We start from the raw sequence: 20,351 nt of genomic DNA, 5'->3' as shown, positions 1-20,351 counted from the left end.
TTTCGGCGACATCCCCTCCCGTCGCCGTCGGCGAGGGGAGGACCCGCGTCAGAGGCGGCGGCGCCGGCGGGTCAGCCGCACGTTCGGCAGCGGCGGGGCGGGGATGCGCTCGTCGCCGTGGTCGACGACTCGCCCGAAGCGATCGGATGCCGCCTCCCACGCCTCGCGCGCCGCGACGATCTCGTCGTGGCTGCGGGCGACGAAGTTCCACCACATGACGATCTCGTCCTCGAAGGGCTCGCCGCCGAGCAGGAACAGCGTGGCACCGGCATCCGAGGCGATCACGATCTCGTCTCTGCGGATGCCGAGGTAGAGCAGGTGCTTGACATCGAGCGGCTCCTCGGTCCCACCGTCGACGAGCCGCGCGTCGCCTTCGATGGGCAGCAGCGCGTGCTCCCATTCCGGGCGCAGCGGCAGCCGCACGCGCGAGCCCGGAGCCAGGTGAAGCTCGGCGCCCACGATGGGGGTGTGCATGGTGGCCGGCGACGACGTGCCGGCGAGCTCGCCGACGACGACCGTTGCCCGGCCGTCGTCGCCGGCATCGGCGGTCAAGGCGATGACCGGCAGGTCCTCGTGCCGCTCGAAGTCGGCGGCGCCGTGACGGCGACCCTCGGGCAGGGCGACCCACAGCTGCAGCGCGTCGAGCGCCGCGGCCTCTTCGCCCACCGAGTACTCGGAGTGGGCGATGCCCTCGCCGCTGGTCATGATGTTCAGCGCACCGCGGCGCACGAGCACGTCGCTGCCGATCGAGTCGCGGTGGCGCACCTCGCCGGCGAAGGGCCATGTGACCGTCTGCAGCCCGATATGCGGATGCGGCTCCACGCGCATCTTCGTCACCTGGGGGCCGAAGCGGTCGAGGAAGCACCAGGCGCCGACGAGGGGCAGGTCGCGCTGCGGCAGGGCGCGGCGCACCGACATCGCACGGACGCCGCCGAGCGGCACCTCGCGCGCCTCGAGCTGCACGGCGCGCGGCCCATCGCAGTCCGAGGCGGACTCGGCGGCGACGGCGTCGTCGGTGTCGAGCCTGGTCATTCGGGGTGCGGTTCGCCGGGCCAGTCGACGCTCAGACCGTCGACGGGGTTCTCGCGCAGGTACTTCGACACGAACGGGCAGTGCGGCACGATCGTGTCGCCCCGCCGTGCGGAGTCGGCCATCGCCTCGGCGACGAGGATGGTCGCGAGCCCGCGTCCCTTGAAGGCAGGATCCACCTCGGTGTGGGGGAAGAGCACGCGCCCGCGCGAGTCCGTCCGGAACGTGGTGAATCCGGCGAGCACGTCGTCGACGTGGATCTCGTAGCGGTGCTGCGCCTCGTCGCGCGAGACGGTCGTGGTGGCGTCGGTGTGTGTCATCGGCATCCCTTCGTCGTCGAGTTCAACGTACGGAAGCCCCGGGCATTCCGCCACCGCGCCCGCCCCCTCTGGTGCGGCCCTCGCGGCGGGTCTACCCTCAGCACCAGACCGCGGCTGTGGGGGCCGCGCGCGGTGGTTCAAGGGAGAATCATGAAGCGACGCTTTGTCACGCTCGCCACGGCCGCGGCCCTGGCACTGGCCGCTGTTCTCGCGGGCGCCCCGGCGGCGAACGCCAATGGGGTCACCGGTGCGCCGTATGTCGCGCTGGGGGACTCCGAGGCCGCCGGCACCGGCAACCAGCCCTACCTTGACCTGCAGTGCCTGCGGTCGGCGAAGGCGTATCCCGAGCTCGTCGGCTCGTGGCTCGGCGTGCCCGCGGCCTCGAGCGCGTGCTCCGGCGCGTCGACGACGGCTGTGCTCGGGCAGCTGGGCGACCTCGGACCGGCGACCCAGCTCGTCACGCTCACCGCCGGCATCAACAACGCGGACTGGCAGAGCGTGCTGGTCGCGTGCAGCAGCCTGGGCACGCAGGATGCCTGCACCGCCGCGTACGCCGGCGCCAGCGCGGCCCTGTCCAGCCTGCCGAACGACCTCGGCACGCTGCTGCTGGCCGTGCGGACAGCGGCGCCGAACGCCTACATCGTGGTGACCGGCTACCCCGAGCTCTTCGGCGACTTCACGGGCACGTGCACCGTCGGGGCCTTCAAGGGCAAGCGGGCAACGGTGACGGCGCAGCAGGCGGCGCTCGCGAACGGCGGCATCGCGCAGGTCAACGGCGCGATCGCGCAGGTGGTCACGCAGGCGAACTTCTTCGGCGACACCGGCATCGTCTACGCCGACGTCGCCACGGCGTTCGACGGCCACGGCCTGTGCGACTCCGGCACCCGGTGGATCAGCGGCCTGGTGAACGGGGACGTCATGTTCGCGCGCAGCTTCCACCCGAACGCCGCCGGCCAGCAGGCCTACGCGGCGGCCGTCGCGGCGGTGATCCCCCGGTAGATCGATGACAGAGTGGGGGGATGCCCTCGCCGCTGCTCTCCCACATCCCGCGCGGGGCGGACGCCGACGCCGCCTACCTCGGGTTCGTGGACTGGGCGGCTGAACAGGGCCTCACCCTCTACCCGGCGCAGGACGAGGCGATCATCGAGATCGTCTCGGGCGCGAACGTGATCCTCTCGACGCCGACGGGCACGGGCAAGTCGCTCGTGGCCGTCGCCGCGCACGCGGCGAGCCTCGCCCGTGGCGGCCGCACGTACTACACCGCGCCCATCAAGGCGCTGGTGAGCGAGAAGTTCTTCGCGCTCGCCGACATCTTCGGGCCCGAGAACGTGGGGATGGTGACGGGGGATTCGTCGGTGAACCCCGAGGCGCCGATCATCTGCTGCACGGCCGAGATCCTCGCCAACCTCGCGCTGCGGCACGGCGCGGACGCCGATGTCGACCAGGTCGTCATGGACGAGTTCCACTACTACGGCGACAGCGACCGGGGGTGGGCGTGGCAGGTGCCGCTGCTGCTGCTGCCGCGGGCGCAGTTCATCCTGATGTCGGCGACCCTCGGCGACGTCACCGCGATCGCCGACGACCTGTCGCGCCGCACGGGCCGGGCCACGGCGCGCATCACGGGGGTGGAGCGTCCCGTTCCGCTGCACTTCTCGTACGCCCGCACCCCCGTGCACGAGACGGTCGCCGAACTCCTCGACACGCGCCAGGCGCCGGTCTATGTCGTGCACTTCTCGCAGGCCGCGGCGATGGAGCGCGCGCAGGCGCTCTCCAGCATCCGGATCGTCTCTCGCGAGCAGCGCGACCAGATCGCCGAGGCGATCGGCGGCTTCCGCTTCACCACGGCGTTCGGCCGGACGCTGTCGCGATACGTCCGCGCCGGGATCGGCGTGCACCACGCCGGCATGCTGCCCCGCTACCGCCGCCTCGTCGAGACCCTCGCCCAGCGGGGCCTGCTCCGCGTCATCTGCGGCACCGACACCCTCGGCGTCGGCATCAACGTCCCCATCCGCACCGTGCTCATCACGGCGCTGTCGAAGTACGACGGACAGCGGATGCGACAGCTCAGCGCCCGCGAGTTCCACCAGATCGCCGGGCGCGCCGGCCGCGCCGGCTACGACACCGCCGGAACGGTCGTCGTGATGGCCCCCGACCACGAGATCGAGAACGCCGCCGCGATCGCCAAGGCCGGCGACGACCCGAAGAAGCTCAAGAAGGTCGTCCGCAAGAAGGCGCCGCAGGGGTTCGTGAACTGGAGCGAGTCGAGCTTCGAGCGCCTCGTCGCCGCCGAGCCCGAGCCCCTGGTCCCGCAGCTGCAGCTCACGGCGGCGATGCTCATCAACGTCATCGGACGCGGCGGCGACGTCGTCGCCAACGTCCGGTCGCTCGTGTTCGACAACCACGAGCCGCGCGCCCGCCGGTACGAGCTCGCCCGCCGCGCCATCGCGATCTACCGCACGCTCGTCACGGCGGGTGTCGTCACGAGCGGGGATGCCGGCATCCGCCTGACGGTGGATCTGCAGCCGAATTTCGCCCTCAACCAGCCGCTGTCGCCGTTCGCGCTCGCCGCCATCGAGCTGCTTTCGCCCGACGACACCCCCGACGCCCCGCAGGTCGCGACGGGCCACTACGCCCTCGATGTCGTGAGCGTCATCGAGGCCACGCTCGACGACCCCCGGCCCGTCCTCTCGCAGCAGCAGTTCCTCGCGCGCGGCGAGGCCGTCGCGGCGATGAAGCGCGAGGGCATCGAGTACGACGAGCGCATGGCGCTGCTCGAGGACGTCACCTACCCCAAACCCCTCGCAGAGCTGCTGGCGCAGTCGTTCGAGGTATTCGCCTCGAGCCAGCCGTGGGTGCGCGACTTCGAACTGTCGCCGAAGTCGGTGGTGCGGGACATGTTCGAGCGGGCGCTGTCGTTCGCCGAGCTGATCTCGTTCTACCAGCTCGCCCGCAGCGAGGGCCTGGTGCTGCGGTACCTCAGCGACGCGTACCGCGCGATCCGGCAGACCGTCCCCGCCGAGGCGCAGACCGACGACCTCGTCGACGTGATCGAGTGGCTCGGCGAGCTCGTGCGGCAGGTGGACTCCAGCCTCGTCGACGAGTGGGCGTCGCTGGTGAACCCCGCGGCCGACCCCGAGGCGCCGGTCGTGCCCCCGGCGCCGCCGTCGGTGCTCACCAACCGGCGCGCCTTCGTCGTGCTGGTGCGCAACGAGCTCTTCCGCCGGGTCCAGCTGGCCGCGCTGCAGCGCGACGAGGACCTCGTCGCCCTCGATCCCGACGTCGACTGGCCGGCCGCGCTGGACGCCTACTTCGAGGACCACGACGAGATCCTCACTGGCGGGCCCGCCCGCTCGCCGCGCCTGGTCGAGATCGACGAGACGGATGCCGCGGCGACGGGTCTCTGGCGCGTCGAGCAGATCATCGACGACCCCGCGGGCGACCACGACTGGCGCATCCGCGGCGAGGTCGACCTCGCGGCATCCGAAGAGAACGGCGCCGCGGTCGTCCGCGTCACCGAGGTGATCCGGCTGTAGACGCGCACCGCTCGTCGCACGTGCGGGCCGCCGTTCGCCGCAGGGTCGGCGCCGCTCGTCGCATCGCCGCGCCGGAGCGCGCGCGGCCGCCGGGGCGCAGGGCCCGCGGTTCCTAGCCTGGCAGCACGCAAAGTCGCGTCCACCGAGGAGTTCCGATGACTGCAGCCCCCCGCGGCTCCGAGCGAGCCGTATCCGAGCGAGAGCCCGATCTCGCCCCCGACCCCACGCTTCCGCCGGTCGCCCTGACCGCCGAGCAGCAGCGCCGTGAGTCGCGCTGGACGATCCCCAAGATCGCGCTGTGGGTGGCCATCGCGCTGCTCGGCGGGCTGGGCTGGACGATGCTCGCCATCGTCCGCGGCGAGACCGTCAACGCCATCTGGTTCGTCTTCGCCGCCGTGTGCACGTACCTGATCGGCTACCGGTTCTACTCGAAGGTCATCGAGCGCTACATCACGCGCCCGGACGACCGCCGGGCGACCCCCGCCGAGGTCAAGCAGGACGGCAAGGACTACGTCCCCACCGACCGTCGCGTGCTGTACGGGCACCACTTCGCCGCGATCGCCGGCGCCGGCCCGCTCGTCGGACCCGTGCTGGCCGCGCAGATGGGCTACCTCCCCGGTACCATCTGGATCATCGTCGGCGTCATCCTCGCCGGCGCCGTGCAGGACTACCTGGTGCTGTTCTTCTCGATGCGCCGCGGCGGACGCACGATCGGCCAGATGGCCCGCGCCGAGCTCGGCAAGATCGGCGGCACCGCCGCGATCATCGCCTCGCTGCTGATCATGCTGATCATCGTCGCGATCCTCGCGCTCGTCGTCGTCAACGCACTCGGCGAGAGCCCGTGGGGCGTCTTCAGCGTCTCGATGACGATCCCGATCGCGCTGTTCATGGGCGTGTACCTGCGCTATCTGCGCCCCGGCAAGGTCACCGAGATCTCGCTCATCGGCTTCGTTCTGCTGCTGGCGGCGATCGTCGCCGGCGGCTGGGTGGCCGGCACCCCGTGGGGCGCCGAGATCTTCAGCCTCGACCGCACCACCATCGCGTGGGGGATCATCGTCTACGGCTTCATCGCCGCCGTGCTGCCGGTGTGGCTGCTGCTGGCCCCGCGCGACTACCTGTCGACCTTCATGAAGATCGGCGTCATCGTCATGCTCGCCGGCGCCATCGTGCTGGTGCGCCCCGAGATCACCGTCCCGGCCTTCAGTGAGTTCGCCGGCGGCGAGCTCGGCCCGGTGTTCTCGGGTCCGATCTTCCCGTTCCTGTTCGTGACGATCGCGTGCGGCGCCCTGTCCGGCTTCCACGCCCTCATCGCCTCGGGCACCACGCCCAAGCTGGTCGAGAAGGAGCGGCAGACCCGCTTCATCGGCTACGGCGGCATGATCATGGAGTCCTTCGTCGCCATCATGGCGCTCGTGGCCGCCGTCTCGATCGACCGCGGGATCTACTTCGCGATGAACTCTTCCGCGGCCGCCACGCTCGGAACCGTCGAGGGCGCCGTCGCCTTCGTCAACGGGCTGGGCCTGGCGGGGGTGGCGCTGACCCCCGAGATGCTCACGTCGGCGGCCGCCGCCGTCGGCGAGGAGTCGATCGTCTCGCGCACCGGCGGCGCGCCGACCCTGGCGCTGGGCCTGGCGAACATCATGCAGCAGGCCCTCGGCGGCCCGGCGATGATGGCCTTCTGGTACCACTTCGCGATCATGTTCGAGGCACTGTTCATCCTGACGGCGGTGGATGCCGGCACGCGCGTCGCTCGCTTCATGCTGCAGGACTCGATCGGCGCGTTCGCCCCGAAGTTCCGCGACATGTCGTGGCGACCCGGGGTGTGGATCTGCACGGCGATCATGGTGGCCGGCTGGGGCGCGATCCTCATCCTCGGCGTCACCGACCCGCTCGGGGGCATCAACACATTCTTCCCCCTGTTCGGCATCGCCAACCAGCTGCTGGCCGCGATCGCGCTCGCCGTGGTGCTCGCCATCGTCGCCAAGCGCGGACGCAGCTACTTCCGCTGGCTGTGGATCATCGCGCTGCCGCTGGCCTTCGCGGCCGTGGTCACGATCACCGCGTCGATGTACAAGATCTTCTCGCCGGTGCCCCAGGTGGGCTACTGGGCCAACCACTTCGCCTTCCGGGGTGCGCTGGCAGAGGGGCTCGAGTCGTTCGGCACGGCGACGTCGGTGCAGGCGATGCAGGCGGTCGTGCGCAACACGGCCGTGCAGGGGACCCTGTCGATCGTGTTCGTCACCCTGGCGATCATCGTGATCGCCGCCGCCGTGGTCTCGACCATCCGCTCCGTCCGCGCCGGAGGCGGCGAGAACCTCGAGGACACCCCGGTGGCCTCCCGCCGGTTCGCCCCGGCCGGGTTCCTCGCCACTCCCGCCGAGCGCGAGCTCGAGAAGCAGTGGGCAGAGGTCCCGGCGGCCTCGCAGCCTGCTCGTTCGGGCCACTGAGAGCGAGGACACCGAGATGACCGGCACGGATGCCGCCTTCCGTTCGCCCGCGCGGGCCTGGGCCCTGCTGCGGCGGGCGGCCGGCGGCATCCGCTGGTACATCACCACGCTGATGGGCGACCGGGCCTACGAGGTCTACGTCGCCCATCAGCGGGCCCATCACCCCGGTGGGCCCGTGATGTCCGAGCGCGCGTTCTGGCGCGACCGGATGGACGCCCAGGACCGCAATCCCGGCGCCCGCTGCTGCTGAGGACCCCGAGCGCGCGACGTAGCATTCATGCATGGCGAAGGCGCGCACCGTGGCAGGTGAGGGATGACCGACGCCGTCGTCCTCGCCGCGACCATCGGGGTGGTCGCCGGCGTCCTGCTCACCGCGGCCCTGCTGTTCGCCCGTCGCCTCGGCCGCGGCTCGCGCGAGCTCGGTAGCGACGCCGAACGGGCGACGTACCGCGCGCTGCATCACGCGAGCCTCGCCGCCGGTCACCTGCGCGGCGGCCTCGGGGCGCCCGAGGTGACCCGCGCCGCCAAGCACCTGCGGGCGCTGCTGGGCAGCACCGCCGTCGCCCTGGTCCGCGTGAACGTGCCGGGCGAGGTGGAGTTCGTCGCCGCGGACGGCCACGTCGACCAGCTGGACGACGCCGCCCGGCAGATCGCCGAGCGCGTGCGCGAGACGGGTCGCCGGCAGGTGTTCCCGCGGCGGCCCGGCGCCGCCGACGCGATCGAGGCCGTCGGTGCGCCCATCGTCGCCGACGGCGAGGTGGTCGGGGTGATCGTCGCGTTCTCGTCGCCGGTGCGCGCGCCGCTGGTCCGCGCCGCCGGCGAGGTCGCCGACTGGTGCGCCGCGCAGCTCGAGCTCGGACAGCTCGACGCCTCGCGCACCGCCCTCGCCGAAGCGGAGCTGCGGTCGCTGCGCGCTCAGATCAGCCCGCACTTCATCTACAACGCGCTGACGGCGATCGCCTCGTTCATCCACACCGACCCGCCCCGCGCGCGCGAGCTGGTCATCGACTTCGCGGACTTCACGCGCTACTCCTTCCGTCGCCGCGGAGAGTTCACCACCCTCGCCGAGGAGCTGCGCAGCATCCACTCCTATCTCGAGCTCGAGCGCGCGCGCTTCGGTGAACGGCTGTCGGTGACCCTGCGCATCGCGCCCGAGACGCTGTCGACGGTGATCCCCTTCCTCTCGGTGCAGCCGCTCGTCGAGAACGCCGTGCGTCACGGGCTCGAGCCCGGCGAAGGCGGCGGGGCGATCACGATCTCGTCGCTCGACACCGGCACGCACACCGAGATCACCGTCGAGGACGACGGCGTCGGGATGGATCCCGCACAGCTGCGCCGCCTGCTGACGCGCGCCGACGACGGCGCCCATGTGGGGCTGCGCAACGTCGACACGCGGGTCCGGCAGCTGTACGGCGACGAGGTGGGCCTGGTCATCGAGACGAACAGCGGTGCGGGAACCCTCGTGCGGATGCGGGTGCCGAAGTCCCAGCCGCTGCACGACCCCGGGGACCGCGTCTCGTCCGACGCCGGGGCGGCGCCGTGACCGGCGCCGTGATCGACGTCCTGATCGCCGACGACGAGCGCCCGGCGTTGGACGAGCTCGAGCACCTGCTGCGCACCGACGCGCGGGTGGGCGAGATCCTGCGGGCGTCCTCGGGAGCCGAAGCGCTGCGGCTGCTGTCGGAGCGCGCGGTGGACGCCGCCTTCCTCGACATCCACATGCCCGGGCTCACGGGCCTCGACCTGGCGCGCGCGCTCGGCCGGTTCGCCCACGCCCCCGCCATCGTCTTCGTCACCGCCGACGACGCGCGCGCGGTCGAGGCCTTCGACGTGGCGGCGGTGGACTATCTGCTCAAGCCCGTGCGGCTGGAACGGCTGCACCGGGCACTGGACCGTGTCACGGCGGCGGCCACGGCATCCGACCCCGCGCGGGAAGGACCCCGCGAGACCGCGACCGATGATGAGACCGTGGCCGTCACCGTGGGGTCGACGATCCGGCTGATCCGCCGCGCAGATGTGCGGTGGGTCCGCGCCGAGGGGGACTACTGCCGCCTGCACACCGCGGACACCTCGCACCTCGTCCGCATCCCCATCTCGGATCTGGAGCAGCGGTGGGCGGATGCCGGGTTCGTCCGCGTGCACCGCTCGCACCTGGTCCGCGCGTCGGCGGTGACCGAGCTGCGGCTGGCGGGGCCGGATCCGCGCGTGATCCTGGGCGACGTCGAGGTCGCCGTCAGCAGGCGGCTCGTCGCCGCCGTCCGCCAGGCGCTGCTGCACGTGCCGCGGAGCAGCGCGTGAGCGACGACGTCGAGCCGGTCCGCCGGGCGCGCGAGCGCGTCGTGATCGTGCGCGCACCGCGGACCCCCTCGCCGGCGCGCACGGGCCTCGCCGGCAGTCCTGCCCAAGAGGCGGATGCCGTGTACGCGCGCGGCCTGATGCGCACCCAGCTGCGGCTTGCGCTCGCCCACGTCATCGCCTTCGTCGTCGTGGCGGGCACCCTCGCGGTCGCCCTGGCGATCGTGCCCGAACTGGACCGGGTGCTCGTGGCGGGCGTGCCGCTGTCGTGGCTGCTGCACGCGTACGGCTTCTACCCGATCGTGGCGGTGTTCGCAGCGACCTACGTGCGCGCGGCCGCGCGCAACGAGCAGCGCTACCGGGCCCTGCGGGAGCGCGAGTGAACCCCGTCCTCGACCTCACGGCGGTCGCCCTCGTCGTGCTCGCGACCGTTCTCGTCGGCGCCTACGGGCTGCGGATCTCGCGAACGACGAGCGACTTCTTCGTGGCGTCGCGCACCGTCCGGCCGGTGTGGAACGCCTCGGCGATCAGCGGCGAGTACCTGTCGGCCGGCACGTTCCTGGGGCTCGCCGGTCTCGTGCTGCTCGGCGGCTCCGAGGCGTACTGGTTCCCGATCGGGTACGCCGCCGGCTACCTGCTGGTGCTGCTGTTCGTGGCGGCGCCCCTGCGGCGAAGCGGCGCCTATACGATCCCCGACTTCGTGCACGCGCGCTTCGACTCGCGCATGGCGCGCCGCGTCACGAGCGCCCTCGTGCTCGTGATCGGCTGGCTCTACATCGTGCCGCAGCTGCACGGAGCCGGGCTCGCCCTGGGGGTCGTCGCGGGCCTGCCGCCGTGGGTGGGGGCGGTGGCGGTCGCCGTGCTCGTCGCCGGGGCGGTGGCCGCGGGCGGCATGCGCGCCATCACCTACGTCCAGGCGTTCCAGTACTGGCTGAAGCTCTTCGCCCTGCTCGTGCCGGTGGTCTTCTTCGTCATCGTGCTCAGCGGCGGCTCACGCGAGCTCGACCCGGCGCAGATCTTCCCGCCCGCCGCCGGCCCCGGCGGCTTCGACGCGTACGCGACGACATCCCTGCTGCTCGCGCTCCTCCTCGGGACAATGGGGCTGCCGCACGTCCTCGTGCGCTTCTACACCAGCCCGAGCGGTGTCTCGGCGCGGGCGACCACGCTCATCGTGATCGTCATGGTCAGCGTCTTCTACGCAGTGTCGGGGACGATGGGCCTGATCGCCCGCATCGTCGCCCCGGACCTCGCGCGCCCCGGGGTCGCCGACACGGTCGTGTTCCACCTTCCCGCGCGCATCGTGCCGGGGCTCGTGGGCGAACTCCTCACGGCGCTCATCGTCGCCGGGGCGTTCGCCGCCTTCCTCGCCACCTCGTCGGGCCTCGTGGTGTCCCTCGCCGGCGTCATCAGCCAGGACGTCTTCGGCGGGACGGTGCGCTCGTTCCGCCTCTCGGCCGTGCTCTGCGCCGCGGTGCCGTTGGGCGTGGCGCTGGTCACCGTCCCCGAGGGGCTGGTCGCCAGCGTCGGACTCGTGTTCGTCTTCGCCGCCTCCAGCCTCTCGCCCGTCCTGCTGCTGGGCGTGTGGTGGCGGCGCATGACCGCCCGCGGGGCGGTGGCCGGCATGGCGGTGGGGGCGACGACGTGCGCCGCGGCGCTGCTGACGCGGACCGCGCTGCCCGCGGCATCCGTCGATTCACCCGTGCTGCAGGTCATCGCCGCCCTCACCGCGCAGCCGGCCGCCTGGACCATCCCGCTCGCGACGGCCGTGGTCGTGGGGGTCTCGCTCGCCGACCGCGACGGGGTCCCCGCCCGCGTCGACCGCTACCTCGCGCGGCTGCACGTCCCCGAGCGCGCGCGCTGAGGCTCGCGGCTCTGCCCTGGTACCGCCTCTCCTCCCGTCGCCGACCCTCGCCACGTGCGGCGCCCCTCACGGCGCCTTCCTCCCGTCGCCGACGGCGGGGGGAGGAGATGTCGCCGAAAACAGGACGGTTCCGCGGGATCGGGTCCTCCCGTGCCCGACATCCCCTCCGCTCCCCGTCGGCGGGCGGAGGAAACCCCGCGAGCGCGGGCGGGCACGGGCGAGCACCGGATGCCGGCTGTGCACGGACCCCGGGCGGTGTCGGCCGCGCGGGCTACCCTGGGACCGATGAGCACGTCGCCCGCAGACCCGTACGCCGACCTCGCGTGGGCCGTGGACGACGCGCCCCCGCCGGACCCGTATGACGAGGGCTGGGCGCCTCCCGAGGACGGCTGGGTGCCGCCGTCGGATCCCGGGATCGCCGTGCCGACGGCATCCGCCCTGCCCGCCCGGCGCGACCTCGTCGGCGCCGACCCGCGGGCCGTGCTGCACGAGGTGTACGGCTACGACGCCTTCCGCGGCGACCAGGCCGACGTCGTCGCGCACGTCGCGGCAGGCGGCGACGCGGTCGTGCTCATGCCCACGGGCGGCGGCAAGAGCGTCTGCTACCAGGTGCCCGCGCTCGTGCGCGAGGGCACGGGGCTCGTCGTAAGCCCGCTGATCGCCCTCATGCACGACCAGGTCGACGCACTCGTGGCCAACGGCGTGCGGGCGGCGTACCTGAACTCCACGCAGAGCCCCGCCGAGCGGCAGGCGGTCGAGCGCGCCTTCGTCGACGGCGAGCTGGACCTGCTGTACGTCGCGCCCGAGCGCCTCAACACCGAGTCCGCCATGCGGCTCCTCTCGCGCGGGCGCCTGAGCGTGATCGCGATCGACGAGGCCCACTGCGTGTCGCAGTGGGGCCACGACTTCCGCCCCGACTACCTGGGTCTCGGCGACCTCGCCGAGCGGTTCCCCGGCGTCCCGCGCGTCGCGCTGACGGCGACGGCGACGCCCGCCACGCACCGCGAGATCACCGAGCGGCTGCGGCTGCCCGAGGCGCGGCACTTCGTCGCGAGCTTCGACCGGCCCAACATCCAGTACCGCATCGAGGCGAAGGTCGACCCGCGCCGGCAGCTGACGGCGTTCATCCGGGCGCAGCCGGCGGGTTCCGCGGGCATCGTGTACGCGCTCAGCCGCAAGTCGGTCGAGCAGACCGCCGAGCACCTGCGCGGCCAGGGCATCGACGCGCTGCCGTACCACGCGGGCCTGGACTCCTCGGTGCGGGCGGCGAACCAGTCACGCTTCCTGCGTGAGGACGGCGTCGTCATGGTCGCCACGATCGCGTTCGGCATGGGGATCGACAAGCCCGACGTGCGGTTCGTCGCGCACATCGACCTGCCGAAGTCGGTCGAGGGCTACTACCAAGAGACCGGCCGCGCCGGCCGCGACGGCGACCCCGCGGTGGCCTGGATGGCCTACGGCCTGGGCGACGTCGTGCAGCAGCGGCGCATGATCGACCAGTCTCCCGGCGACCGCACCTACAAGGTGCGCCTCGGCCAGCATCTGGACGCGATGCTGGCGTTGTGCGAGACGGTCGGATGCCGGCGGCAGAACCTGCTGGGCTACTTCGGCGAGCCCGCGCAGCCGTGCGGCAACTGCGACACCTGCCTCGAAGCGCCCGAGACGTGGGACGGACTCGTCGCCGCCCAGAAGCTGCTGTCCACCATCGTCCGGCTGCAGCGTGAGCGGAACCAGTCATTCGGCGCCGGCCACCTGATCGACATCCTGCGCGGCGCCTCCACCGACCGCATCCGCCAGCAGGGTCACGACACGCTCGCGACCTACGGGCTCGGGGCCGACCTGAGCGATCAGGACTGGCGGAGCGTCGTGCGGCAGCTGCTGGCCCGCGGCATCCTCGTGGCCCGCGGCGAGTACGGGACGCTGGGACTCGGGGAGCCCGCCGGGGGCGTGCTGCGCGGCGAGACCGCCGTGCCGCTGCGTCGCGACGCGCTCGGCCGCACGGGCGGTGCCCCGCGGGTGCGCCGGGTCGCGGCATCCGATTCGCTGGCCGAAGGGGACCGCGGACTGTTCGAGGCGCTGCGGGAGTGGCGCGCGGGCGTGGCTCGCGAGCTCGGGGTGCCCGCCTACATCGTGTTCGGCGATGCGACCCTGCGGGCCCTGGCCGAGCACCGCCCGGCCAGCCTCGCCGACCTCGACGGCATCACCGGCATCGGCGCCAAGAAGCGCGAGGCGTACGGTGAGGCCGTGCTCGAGGTCGTCGCCTCGGCCTGACCGGTCGCCCGCGTCACCCCGTCGACGGCGGAAAGGACCGCACGCGCTCCACGCGCAGCACGTGCGGCAGTGCCGCCCGGTCGCGCTCGCCGTCCGCACGCGGGAACTCGTACACGTCGAGCATCAGCTGCACGGGGTAGTCGATGCGCTGCGCCACGGTCTTCACCCGGCGGCCGTCGATGAAGAAGTCGATGCGGTCCGGGGTCCACGCCACGGCGTAGTCGTGCATGCGGGTGAGGTCGCCCTCGACCCGCACCTTCTCGAAGTCCTCGGTGAGCCGGGGATCGTTCTGCGGCTTCACACCGACGCCCACCCAGCCGCCCGTGTCGTCGAGGTCGGCGCCGAAGATCTCGGCGATGCAGATCTCGCCGCAGTCCTCGGGCCGGTCCTCGTAGCCGATCGGCCAGCACGCCACCATGACATCCGGATGCCGGATGGCGGCCATCCGGACTTCGATCACGCCGTGGTGCACGAGCCACAGGCGCGCCGGCGGCTGCTCCTCGCAGACGACGAGGCTCTCGCGGAACCGGTGCTGGCCCACCGTCGAGCCCACCGGACCCGAGTGCTGCCCCGTCTGCAGGTGCGACACGCGCAGGTCGCCGTCGAGGTCGGGAGCCCACGGCCGCGTCGCGGCGTCGATCCGCAGCTCGAGGCCCGCCGGGCCGACGCGCCACGTCGCCGCCGAGGCCTCGCGGGACGACCAGTGGGGTGTGTAGAAAGGCCACCAGCGGGACCGGTCGAGCGTGGCGCCGTCGAACCGCTCGTCGACGTCCGGGCGGCGGCCGACGAGGTCGAGGTCGGGTCCTTCGTGCGCGCGTTCCGGCATCCCGCCATCGTGCACCGGGCCACCGACATCCCGGCCCTGTGGACAGGACACAACGACCCGGGCGACGAGGGCCGCGACGGATTGTGGACATTCTCCACACGGTTTGGAGCAGTGTTGTGGGAGTCCTACCGTCTAAGGGATTTCTCCCACGTTCATCGTCGAGAGGTGAGGCCCCCATGACCGACGCCGCCGTCCGTTCCCGCAAGCCGTCCCTGAGCCGCCGCACGCCCGCCGGCGGCGCTCCGACCGCCCCGCACACCGCCGACGAGGCCGCCGAGGCCCGCATCGACGTGGCCGGGGTCACCGACCTGCTGCTCGGCACGTGGGCCGAGACCCGCCGCGAGGCGCGCGAGATGATCAAGGACCCCGCGTTCTGGCGCGTCGAGGGGATGCCGATGCCCGAGCACCGCGAGCGCGTGCTCACCCAGCTGCACCTGCTGGTCGAGAACGGCGCAGCGGGCCGGGCGTTCCCCGCGCAGTACGGCGGGCTGGACGACAACGGCGCGAACCTCGCCGGCTTCCAGGAGCTCGTGCTGGCCGACCCCAGCCTGCAGATCAAGTCCGGCGTGCAGTGGGGGCTGTTCGGCTCCGCGATCTACCAGCTCGGCACCAAGGAGCACCACGACCGCTGGCTCCCCTCGGTGATGAACATGGAGCTGCCGGGCGCATTCGCGATGACCGAGACCGGCCACGGATCCGACGTCGCCGCCATCGGCACCACCGCGACCTACGACCCCGAGACCGAGGAGTTCGTCCTGCACACCCCGTTCCGCGGGGCGTGGAAGGACTACCTCGGCAACGCCGCGCTGCACGGCAAGGCCGCGACGGTCTTCGCCCAGCTCATCACCGGCGGCGTGAACTACGGCGTGCACTGCTTCTTCGTGCCGCTGCGCGACGACGACGGTGCATTCCTCCCCGGCATCGGCGGTGAGGACGACGGCCCCAAGGGCGGGCTCAACGGCATCGACAACGGCCGCCTGCACTTCGACCACGTGCGCGTGCCGCGCAAGAACCTGCTCAACCGCTACGGCGACGTCGCCGCCGACGGCACGTACTCCAGCGACATCGCCAGCCCCGGCCGCCGGTTCTTCACGATGCTCGGCGCCCTCGTGCAGGGGCGCGTCTCTCTCGACGGCGCGGCCACCACGGGGACCGCGCTCGCGCTCCACATCGCCCTCACGTACGCCAACCAGCGCCGCCAGTTCGACTCCGGCGCGGGGTCGGAAGAGGTCGTGCTGCTGGACTACGGCAAGCACCAGCGCCGCCTGCTGCCGCTGCTGGCCCAGAACTACGCGCAGTTCTTCTCGCACGACGAGCTGCTGCGCAAATTCGACGGCGTCTTCTCGGGGCGCACCGACACCCCCGACGAGCGCGAGGACCTCGAGACCCTCGCCGCCGCGCTCAAGCCGCTGTCGACGTGGAACGCCCTGGCCACCATCCAGGAGTGCCGCGAGGCGTCGGGCGGGCAGGGCTTCCTGGCCGAGAACCGCATGGTCGGCCTGCACCAGGACCTCGACGTCTACGCCACGTTCGAGGGCGACAACAACGTGCTGCTGCAGCTGGTCGGCAAGCGACTGCTCTCGGACTACGCGACCCAGTTCAAGGGGGCGGATGCCGCGAAGCTGGCCCGCTATGCCGTCGAGCACACCGCGGGCAAGGTCTTCCACGGCGCGGGACTGCGTCAGCTCGGGCAGTCCGTGGCCGACTTCGGCTCCACCGCCCGCTCGGTGGAGCTGGGGCTGCGCGCGGAGCACCAGCACGAGCTGCTCGCCGGCCGGGTCGAGCAGATGGTCGCCGACGTGGCCGCAGCGCTCCGCCCGGCATCCCGGCTCGATCCCGCCGAGGCGGCCGCGCTGTTCAACAGCCACCAGGTCGAGCTCATCGAGGCGGCGCGCGCCCACGGCGAGCTGCTGCAGTGGGAGGCGTTCTCGGACGGCGTCACGGCGATCCAGGACGACGGCACCCGTCAGGTGCTGACGTGGCTGCGCGACCTGTTCGGGCTGCACCTGATCGAGAAGCACCTGGCGTGGTACCTCATCAACGGGCGGCTGTCGGCGCAGCGCGCCGCGTCGGTCGGCCGCTACATCGACCGGCTGTGCGCCCGGCTGCGCCCGCACGCCCAGGACCTCGTGGACGCCTACGGCTTCGCACCCGAGCACGTGCGCGCCCCGATCGCCTCGGGCGCCGAGCATGCGCGTCAGCAGGAGGCCCGCGACTACTACGCGCGTCTCGCCGAGAGCGGCCAGGCACCCACCCCCGAGAAGGCTCTGAAGAAGAAGTGATATCCATTCCTAAGTGGGGAGTTGTGTCCGCTTAGGATGTGGGCTACTTTTTCCGCGGGGGAACCGACGCGGAGCCCGACCATTCGAGAGAAGCAGTCTTGGTGGGGGGCCGTATCCCGACGTGTGGGGCGTCGCCGGTACTGGGGACTTTGCCGGAACGGAACAAGGGCTCCGCGTCGACACCTCCTAAGCTCATGATGATGACGGATCAGGAACGCACGCGCCCGGAGCGCGTCGAGGTCCAGCGCAGCCGCGACCTCATCCTCGCCGCGCTCGAGCAGCACTTCGCCCATCACGACGACATGCCCACGATGGCGCAGCTGGCTCGCTCCGCCGGTGTCAGCAGCGCGGCGCTGTACCGCCGCTTCACCTCGGTCGCCGACGCCATCGACACGCTCTACGACGACCACCTCGACGCGCAGCAGCTCGTGATCGACGACATGCGGGCAGCGGCCACGGGGTGGGACGGCGTCGTGGCGCTGGTGACCGGCATCGGCCGGCTCGCCGTGGCCCGGCCGGCGATCCTGCGCGTCATGCGCCGCAAGCTGGAGCTCGACCCCGCCATCCAGCACGGCGAGAAGTGGGACGCGTCAGTCCGCGACGTCGTCCAGCGCGCGAAGGACGAAGGTGCGCTCCGCGACGACGTCGACGCCAACGACGTCTCCATCGCCGCGTGGAGTCTCGGCGAATTCGGCATCCTGCCCGAGGTCGCCCGCGCCCGCGTCGTCGCACGGCAGCTCGGCATCGTGCTGGACGGCCTGCGCGCCCGCGGCGGGCCCACCCCGCTGCCGGGCTCGGCGATGGACGCGGGCGAGATCCACCGGGCGCTGCGCGCCGGCCCCGCCTGAGCGTGTCCGCGCCGGACGACATACTGTTCGGATGGCGGATGTCGAGGTGGGCGAGGACGGGCTCGGCCGGTGCGGCTGGGTCGGCGACGGCCGGCATCCCGCCGCCGCCGAGTACCGCCGCTATCACGACGAGGAATGGGGGCGGCCGCTCCGCGGCGACCGGGCCCTGTTCGAGAAGCTGAGCCTCGAGGGGTTCCAGGCGGGGCTGTCGTGGATCACGATCCTGGTCAAGCGCCCGCGCTTCCGCGAGGTCTTCGCCGGCTTCGATCCGGGCGTGGTCGCCGAGTTCGACGACGACGACGTCGAGCGCCTGATGACGGATGCCGGCATCATCCGCAACCGCGCGAAGATCCTCGCCACGATCTCCAACGCCCGCCTGGCGCGGTCGATGGCACCCGGGGAGCTCGAGGGCCTGCTGTGGTCGTTCGCGCCGGCGCCGCGCCGCCGCCCGGTCACTCTCGCCCAGATTCCGGCGACGACGCCGGAGTCCGACGCCCTCAGCCGCGCGCTGCGCGCCCGCGGCTTCCGCTTCGTGGGCTCGACCACCATGTACGCGCTGATGCAGTCGTCGGGGATGGTCGACGATCACGTCGAGGGCTGCTGGCGCGCGGTCTGACCCGGGGTCCGCGGCGCATGGGCCATTGTCCCCATCGCCCGTCACCGGTCGGCGCACGTAGGCTCGCCGTGCACCCGGCACCGGGGCAGGAGGGAGCGGACGTGACCGACATCGATCTCGACCTCAGCGCCCTGCGGGCGGCGAAGGTGCGGGTGGCGCACGCGCTCGCGACGTTCGGACGCGCGGACCGCGTCGGCGACGACCTCGCCGACCTGACCGGCGACCCGCGGCTCGGCCGACGCGTGCGCGACTTCGCCGGCAACTGGGACCACAACCGCGGCAAGCTCGAGCAGCAGCTCACGGCCGTCCGCGACTGGCTCGCGGCGATCGACGAGACCCTCACCGACCTCGACCGCACGGTGGGCGACGCGCTGGACGCCTCCGCCCCCGGTTCGGGCACGCCATGACGACGGGGCTCGCCCTCGAGTTCGAGGACGTCTTCGCCGGGCGGCCCGAGGCGCTCGAGCCGCGCGCCCGCGCACTGGCGGCCGCCGCCGACGCCATCACGCGCGCCGCCGACGCCCTGCGCGACCTCGTCGACGACCAGCGAAGCCGAGCCACCGACGAACTCGCCGGCTCGGCGGCGGACGCGGCATCCGCGCTGCGCCGCGCGCACGGCCGGTACGCCGGCACCGCCTCGGCGCTGACGACCTTCGCCGTGGAGCTGGCCCCCATCCAGCAGCAGGCGCGCACCGCGGTCGACGACGCCGAGTACCACCAGGCCCGCGAGCTGCGGCTGCGGGACGAGGCCGACGACCTGCACATCGCCATCGTCCGCGCCGAAGCCGACGGCTCGCCGACGGACGCGCTCTACACCGAGCTGTCGGCGGCGACCGGGGCCGCCGGGTTCTCGGCCGGCCAGGTCGCCGAGGCCCGCCGTCTGCTGAGCGAGGCCCGCCGCGACATCCACGACGCCGCGGAGCGGGCGATCGACGCCATCGAGACCGCGATCGAGGACGGCGCCGACTCGTGGCGCGACGACTGGGACCAGTTCTGGGACGGCGTCGGCGACGTGCTGTCGGCCGTCGGGGAGTGGGCGTCCAAGGTGCTCGCGACCGTCGTCGACGCGCTGAAAGAGGTGCTCAGCGCGCTGGTGTCGGCGCTCGTGGTCGTGCTGATGGTGATCGCCGCCGCCCTGCTGATCGGCGTCGCCTTCCTGCTCCTGGGCCCGATCGGGATGCTGGTGCTCGGCGCCCTCCTCGCATCGGCGATTCTCGCCCTCGCGATCGCCGAAGTGCTGCGTGACCCGCGCCGGGTCGCCGAGCGGAACGAGACCACGGCGCCGACCGGGGACGCCGACGAGGACCGGCGCAGCGATGCGCGCGAGGCGCGCGACTACCGCGACCTCATGGCCCAGCTAGCTCTGCAGGACGCCGCCGGCGGCGAGGACGCCACCGAGATCCGGGTCGTCGCGGTCCGCAACGCCGCCGGCGAGATCGTCTCGTGGCGCGTCCAGCTGCCGAGCACGCAGAACTGGAGCCTGACGAACACCGGCGGGGCGCTCAACGACGCGCGCACCGACGCGATGCTCTCGCTCTTCCCCGGCGTCCCGACGCAGTACGAAGAGGCGGTGTGGGACGCGATGACACGCGCCGGCGTCTTCGAGAGCGAGGCTCCGATCATGTTCACCGGCTGGTCGCTGGGCGGCATGATGGCGGGCGAGCTCGCGACGAACCCGCGCGTCGAGGGGCGCGTCCAGTCGGTGTTCACCGCGGGCTCCGCGATCGACAAGCACTACAGCGACATGCCCGACGGCGTCCGCGTCACCCAGATCAACAACGGCCTCGATCCCGTCCACACCCTCGAGTTCCTCGGGCTGGACCCGCTCGACGCCGTCCGCGTCGACGACGACTGGCAGACCCACCGGCCGCTGACGTGGCCCGTCCACGACGCCGGAATGTATGGTGCAGAGGCCGAACGGCACCTGCCCGAGCCGCGGCGTGGCGATGAGATCTTCTTCGCCGAGGCGGGCGGTGCCGGCTGGGAGGACGTCTACGTGGCCGACTACACGCGAGGATCGTGA

General features: G+C 72.5%; 17 protein-coding genes. 14 read left to right on the top strand and 3 right to left on the bottom strand.

Features of this window, described 5'->3' with window-relative positions; all coding sequences use genetic code 11:
- Window positions 1-48 precede the first annotated feature (48 nt).
- Together ACYVF4_RS06630 and ACYVF4_RS06625 are read right to left on the bottom strand one after the other, a co-directional pair.
- On the bottom strand, window positions 49-1,032 hold the full coding sequence (locus ACYVF4_RS06630) for a pirin family protein (RefSeq protein WP_460721012.1): 984 nt from the start codon (window positions 1,030-1,032) through the stop codon (window positions 49-51).
- A complete protein-coding gene (locus tag ACYVF4_RS06625) occupies window positions 1,029-1,349 on the bottom strand; it encodes a GNAT family N-acetyltransferase (RefSeq protein ID WP_460721010.1) in 321 nt (106 codons plus the stop codon). The genes ACYVF4_RS06630 and ACYVF4_RS06625 overlap by 4 nt, the downstream gene beginning before the upstream one ends.
- A 150-nt stretch (window positions 1,350-1,499) precedes the next feature.
- Here ACYVF4_RS06625 and ACYVF4_RS06620 point away from each other — a divergent pair, with 150 nt between their 5' ends.
- The 9 genes from ACYVF4_RS06620 to recQ all read left to right on the top strand — a co-directional run bounded on the left by ACYVF4_RS06620 (window position 1,500) and on the right by recQ (window position 13,756).
- Window positions 1,500-2,348, top strand: coding sequence for an SGNH/GDSL hydrolase family protein (locus ACYVF4_RS06620; protein WP_460721008.1), 849 nt, complete (start codon window positions 1,500-1,502; stop codon window positions 2,346-2,348).
- Window positions 2,349-2,368: 20 nt separating this feature from the next.
- Window positions 2,369-4,882 (top strand): DEAD/DEAH box helicase, encoded by a 2,514-nt coding sequence (locus ACYVF4_RS06615; RefSeq protein WP_460721006.1) that lies wholly within the window; start codon window positions 2,369-2,371, stop codon window positions 4,880-4,882.
- Between the two features lie 155 nt (window positions 4,883-5,037).
- A complete protein-coding gene (locus ACYVF4_RS06610; protein ID WP_460721004.1) occupies window positions 5,038-7,329 on the top strand; it encodes a carbon starvation CstA family protein in 2,292 nt (763 codons plus the stop codon).
- Between the two features lie 16 nt (window positions 7,330-7,345).
- Window positions 7,346-7,579: a YbdD/YjiX family protein gene (locus tag ACYVF4_RS06605; RefSeq protein ID WP_460721002.1), complete on the top strand. Its 234-nt coding sequence runs from the start codon at window positions 7,346-7,348 to the stop codon at window positions 7,577-7,579.
- Window positions 7,580-7,642: 63 nt separating this feature from the next.
- Window positions 7,643-8,872, top strand: a complete 1,230-nt coding sequence (locus ACYVF4_RS06600) for a histidine kinase (protein ID WP_460721000.1) — start codon at window positions 7,643-7,645, stop codon at window positions 8,870-8,872.
- An 8-nt stretch (window positions 8,873-8,880) separates the two neighbouring features.
- The gene (locus ACYVF4_RS06595) at window positions 8,881-9,627 is read left to right on the top strand and encodes a LytR/AlgR family response regulator transcription factor (protein ID WP_460723064.1); all 747 of its coding nucleotides are present in this window, start codon (window positions 8,881-8,883) and stop codon (window positions 9,625-9,627) included.
- Window positions 9,624-10,007 carry a heavy metal transporter gene (locus tag ACYVF4_RS06590; protein ID WP_460720998.1) on the top strand — a complete coding sequence of 128 codons (384 nt, stop codon included), beginning with the start codon at window positions 9,624-9,626 and terminating at the stop codon, window positions 10,005-10,007. Before ACYVF4_RS06595 ends, ACYVF4_RS06590 begins: the two co-directional genes overlap by 4 nt.
- Complete coding sequence (locus tag ACYVF4_RS06585; protein WP_460720996.1) at window positions 10,004-11,485, top strand: sodium/solute symporter; 1,482 nt, start codon at window positions 10,004-10,006, stop codon at window positions 11,483-11,485. The genes ACYVF4_RS06590 and ACYVF4_RS06585 overlap by 4 nt, the downstream gene beginning before the upstream one ends.
- Before the next feature lie 285 nt (window positions 11,486-11,770).
- Window positions 11,771-13,756 carry a DNA helicase RecQ gene (gene recQ, locus ACYVF4_RS06580; RefSeq protein WP_460720994.1) on the top strand — a complete coding sequence of 662 codons (1,986 nt, stop codon included), beginning with the start codon at window positions 11,771-11,773 and terminating at the stop codon, window positions 13,754-13,756.
- 13 nt (window positions 13,757-13,769) lie between these two features.
- Here recQ and ACYVF4_RS06575 read toward each other — a convergent pair whose 3' ends face one another.
- Window positions 13,770-14,582 carry a glycoside hydrolase family 16 protein gene (locus tag ACYVF4_RS06575; RefSeq protein ID WP_460720992.1) on the bottom strand — a complete coding sequence of 271 codons (813 nt, stop codon included), beginning with the start codon at window positions 14,580-14,582 and terminating at the stop codon, window positions 13,770-13,772.
- Window positions 14,583-14,758: 176 nt separating this feature from the next.
- On the opposite strand from ACYVF4_RS06575, the gene ACYVF4_RS06570 reads away from it, so the two are divergent.
- The 5 genes from ACYVF4_RS06570 to ACYVF4_RS06550 all read left to right on the top strand — a co-directional run bounded on the left by ACYVF4_RS06570 (window position 14,759) and on the right by ACYVF4_RS06550 (window position 20,351).
- Window positions 14,759-16,864: an acyl-CoA dehydrogenase family protein gene (locus ACYVF4_RS06570; RefSeq protein WP_460720990.1), complete on the top strand. Its 2,106-nt coding sequence runs from the start codon at window positions 14,759-14,761 to the stop codon at window positions 16,862-16,864.
- 200 nt (window positions 16,865-17,064) lie between these two features.
- On the top strand, window positions 17,065-17,712 hold the full coding sequence (locus tag ACYVF4_RS06565) for a TetR/AcrR family transcriptional regulator (protein WP_460720988.1): 648 nt from the start codon (window positions 17,065-17,067) through the stop codon (window positions 17,710-17,712).
- Window positions 17,713-17,743: 31 nt separating this feature from the next.
- The gene (locus ACYVF4_RS06560) at window positions 17,744-18,328 is read left to right on the top strand and encodes a DNA-3-methyladenine glycosylase I (RefSeq protein WP_460720986.1); all 585 of its coding nucleotides are present in this window, start codon (window positions 17,744-17,746) and stop codon (window positions 18,326-18,328) included.
- 101 nt (window positions 18,329-18,429) lie between these two features.
- Complete coding sequence (locus ACYVF4_RS06555; protein WP_460720984.1) at window positions 18,430-18,735, top strand: hypothetical protein; 306 nt, start codon at window positions 18,430-18,432, stop codon at window positions 18,733-18,735.
- Window positions 18,732-20,351 carry a hypothetical protein gene (locus ACYVF4_RS06550; RefSeq protein ID WP_460720982.1) on the top strand — a complete coding sequence of 540 codons (1,620 nt, stop codon included), beginning with the start codon at window positions 18,732-18,734 and terminating at the stop codon, window positions 20,349-20,351. The genes ACYVF4_RS06555 and ACYVF4_RS06550 overlap by 4 nt, the downstream gene beginning before the upstream one ends.

The organism is Microbacterium aureliae, from assembly GCF_054780155.1.
The sequence above is the reverse complement of the archived record's forward strand: the minus strand, read 5'-3'. Positions and strand labels throughout refer to the sequence as shown.

What these genes read in the sequence shown, in the direction of transcription:
- ACYVF4_RS06630 (WP_460721012.1), bottom strand. Translation starts at nt 1,032, where the DNA reads ATGACCAGGCTCGACACCGACGACGCCGTCGCCGCCGAGTCCGCCTCG.
- ACYVF4_RS06625 (WP_460721010.1), bottom strand. Translation starts at nt 1,349, where the DNA reads ATGACACACACCGACGCCACCACGACCGTCTCGCGCGACGAGGCGCAG.
- ACYVF4_RS06620 (WP_460721008.1), top strand. Translation starts at nt 1,500, where the DNA reads ATGAAGCGACGCTTTGTCACGCTCGCCACGGCCGCGGCCCTGGCACTG.
- ACYVF4_RS06615 (WP_460721006.1), top strand. Translation starts at nt 2,369, where the DNA reads ATGCCCTCGCCGCTGCTCTCCCACATCCCGCGCGGGGCGGACGCCGAC.
- ACYVF4_RS06610 (WP_460721004.1), top strand. Translation starts at nt 5,038, where the DNA reads ATGACTGCAGCCCCCCGCGGCTCCGAGCGAGCCGTATCCGAGCGAGAG.
- ACYVF4_RS06605 (WP_460721002.1), top strand. Translation starts at nt 7,346, where the DNA reads ATGACCGGCACGGATGCCGCCTTCCGTTCGCCCGCGCGGGCCTGGGCC.
- ACYVF4_RS06600 (WP_460721000.1), top strand. Translation starts at nt 7,643, where the DNA reads ATGACCGACGCCGTCGTCCTCGCCGCGACCATCGGGGTGGTCGCCGGC.
- recQ (WP_460720994.1), top strand. Translation starts at nt 11,771, where the DNA reads ATGAGCACGTCGCCCGCAGACCCGTACGCCGACCTCGCGTGGGCCGTG.
- ACYVF4_RS06575 (WP_460720992.1), bottom strand. Translation starts at nt 14,582, where the DNA reads ATGCCGGAACGCGCGCACGAAGGACCCGACCTCGACCTCGTCGGCCGC.
- ACYVF4_RS06570 (WP_460720990.1), top strand. Translation starts at nt 14,759, where the DNA reads ATGACCGACGCCGCCGTCCGTTCCCGCAAGCCGTCCCTGAGCCGCCGC.
- ACYVF4_RS06565 (WP_460720988.1), top strand. Translation starts at nt 17,065, where the DNA reads ATGACGGATCAGGAACGCACGCGCCCGGAGCGCGTCGAGGTCCAGCGC.
- ACYVF4_RS06560 (WP_460720986.1), top strand. Translation starts at nt 17,744, where the DNA reads ATGGCGGATGTCGAGGTGGGCGAGGACGGGCTCGGCCGGTGCGGCTGG.
- ACYVF4_RS06550 (WP_460720982.1), top strand. Translation starts at nt 18,732, where the DNA reads ATGACGACGGGGCTCGCCCTCGAGTTCGAGGACGTCTTCGCCGGGCGG.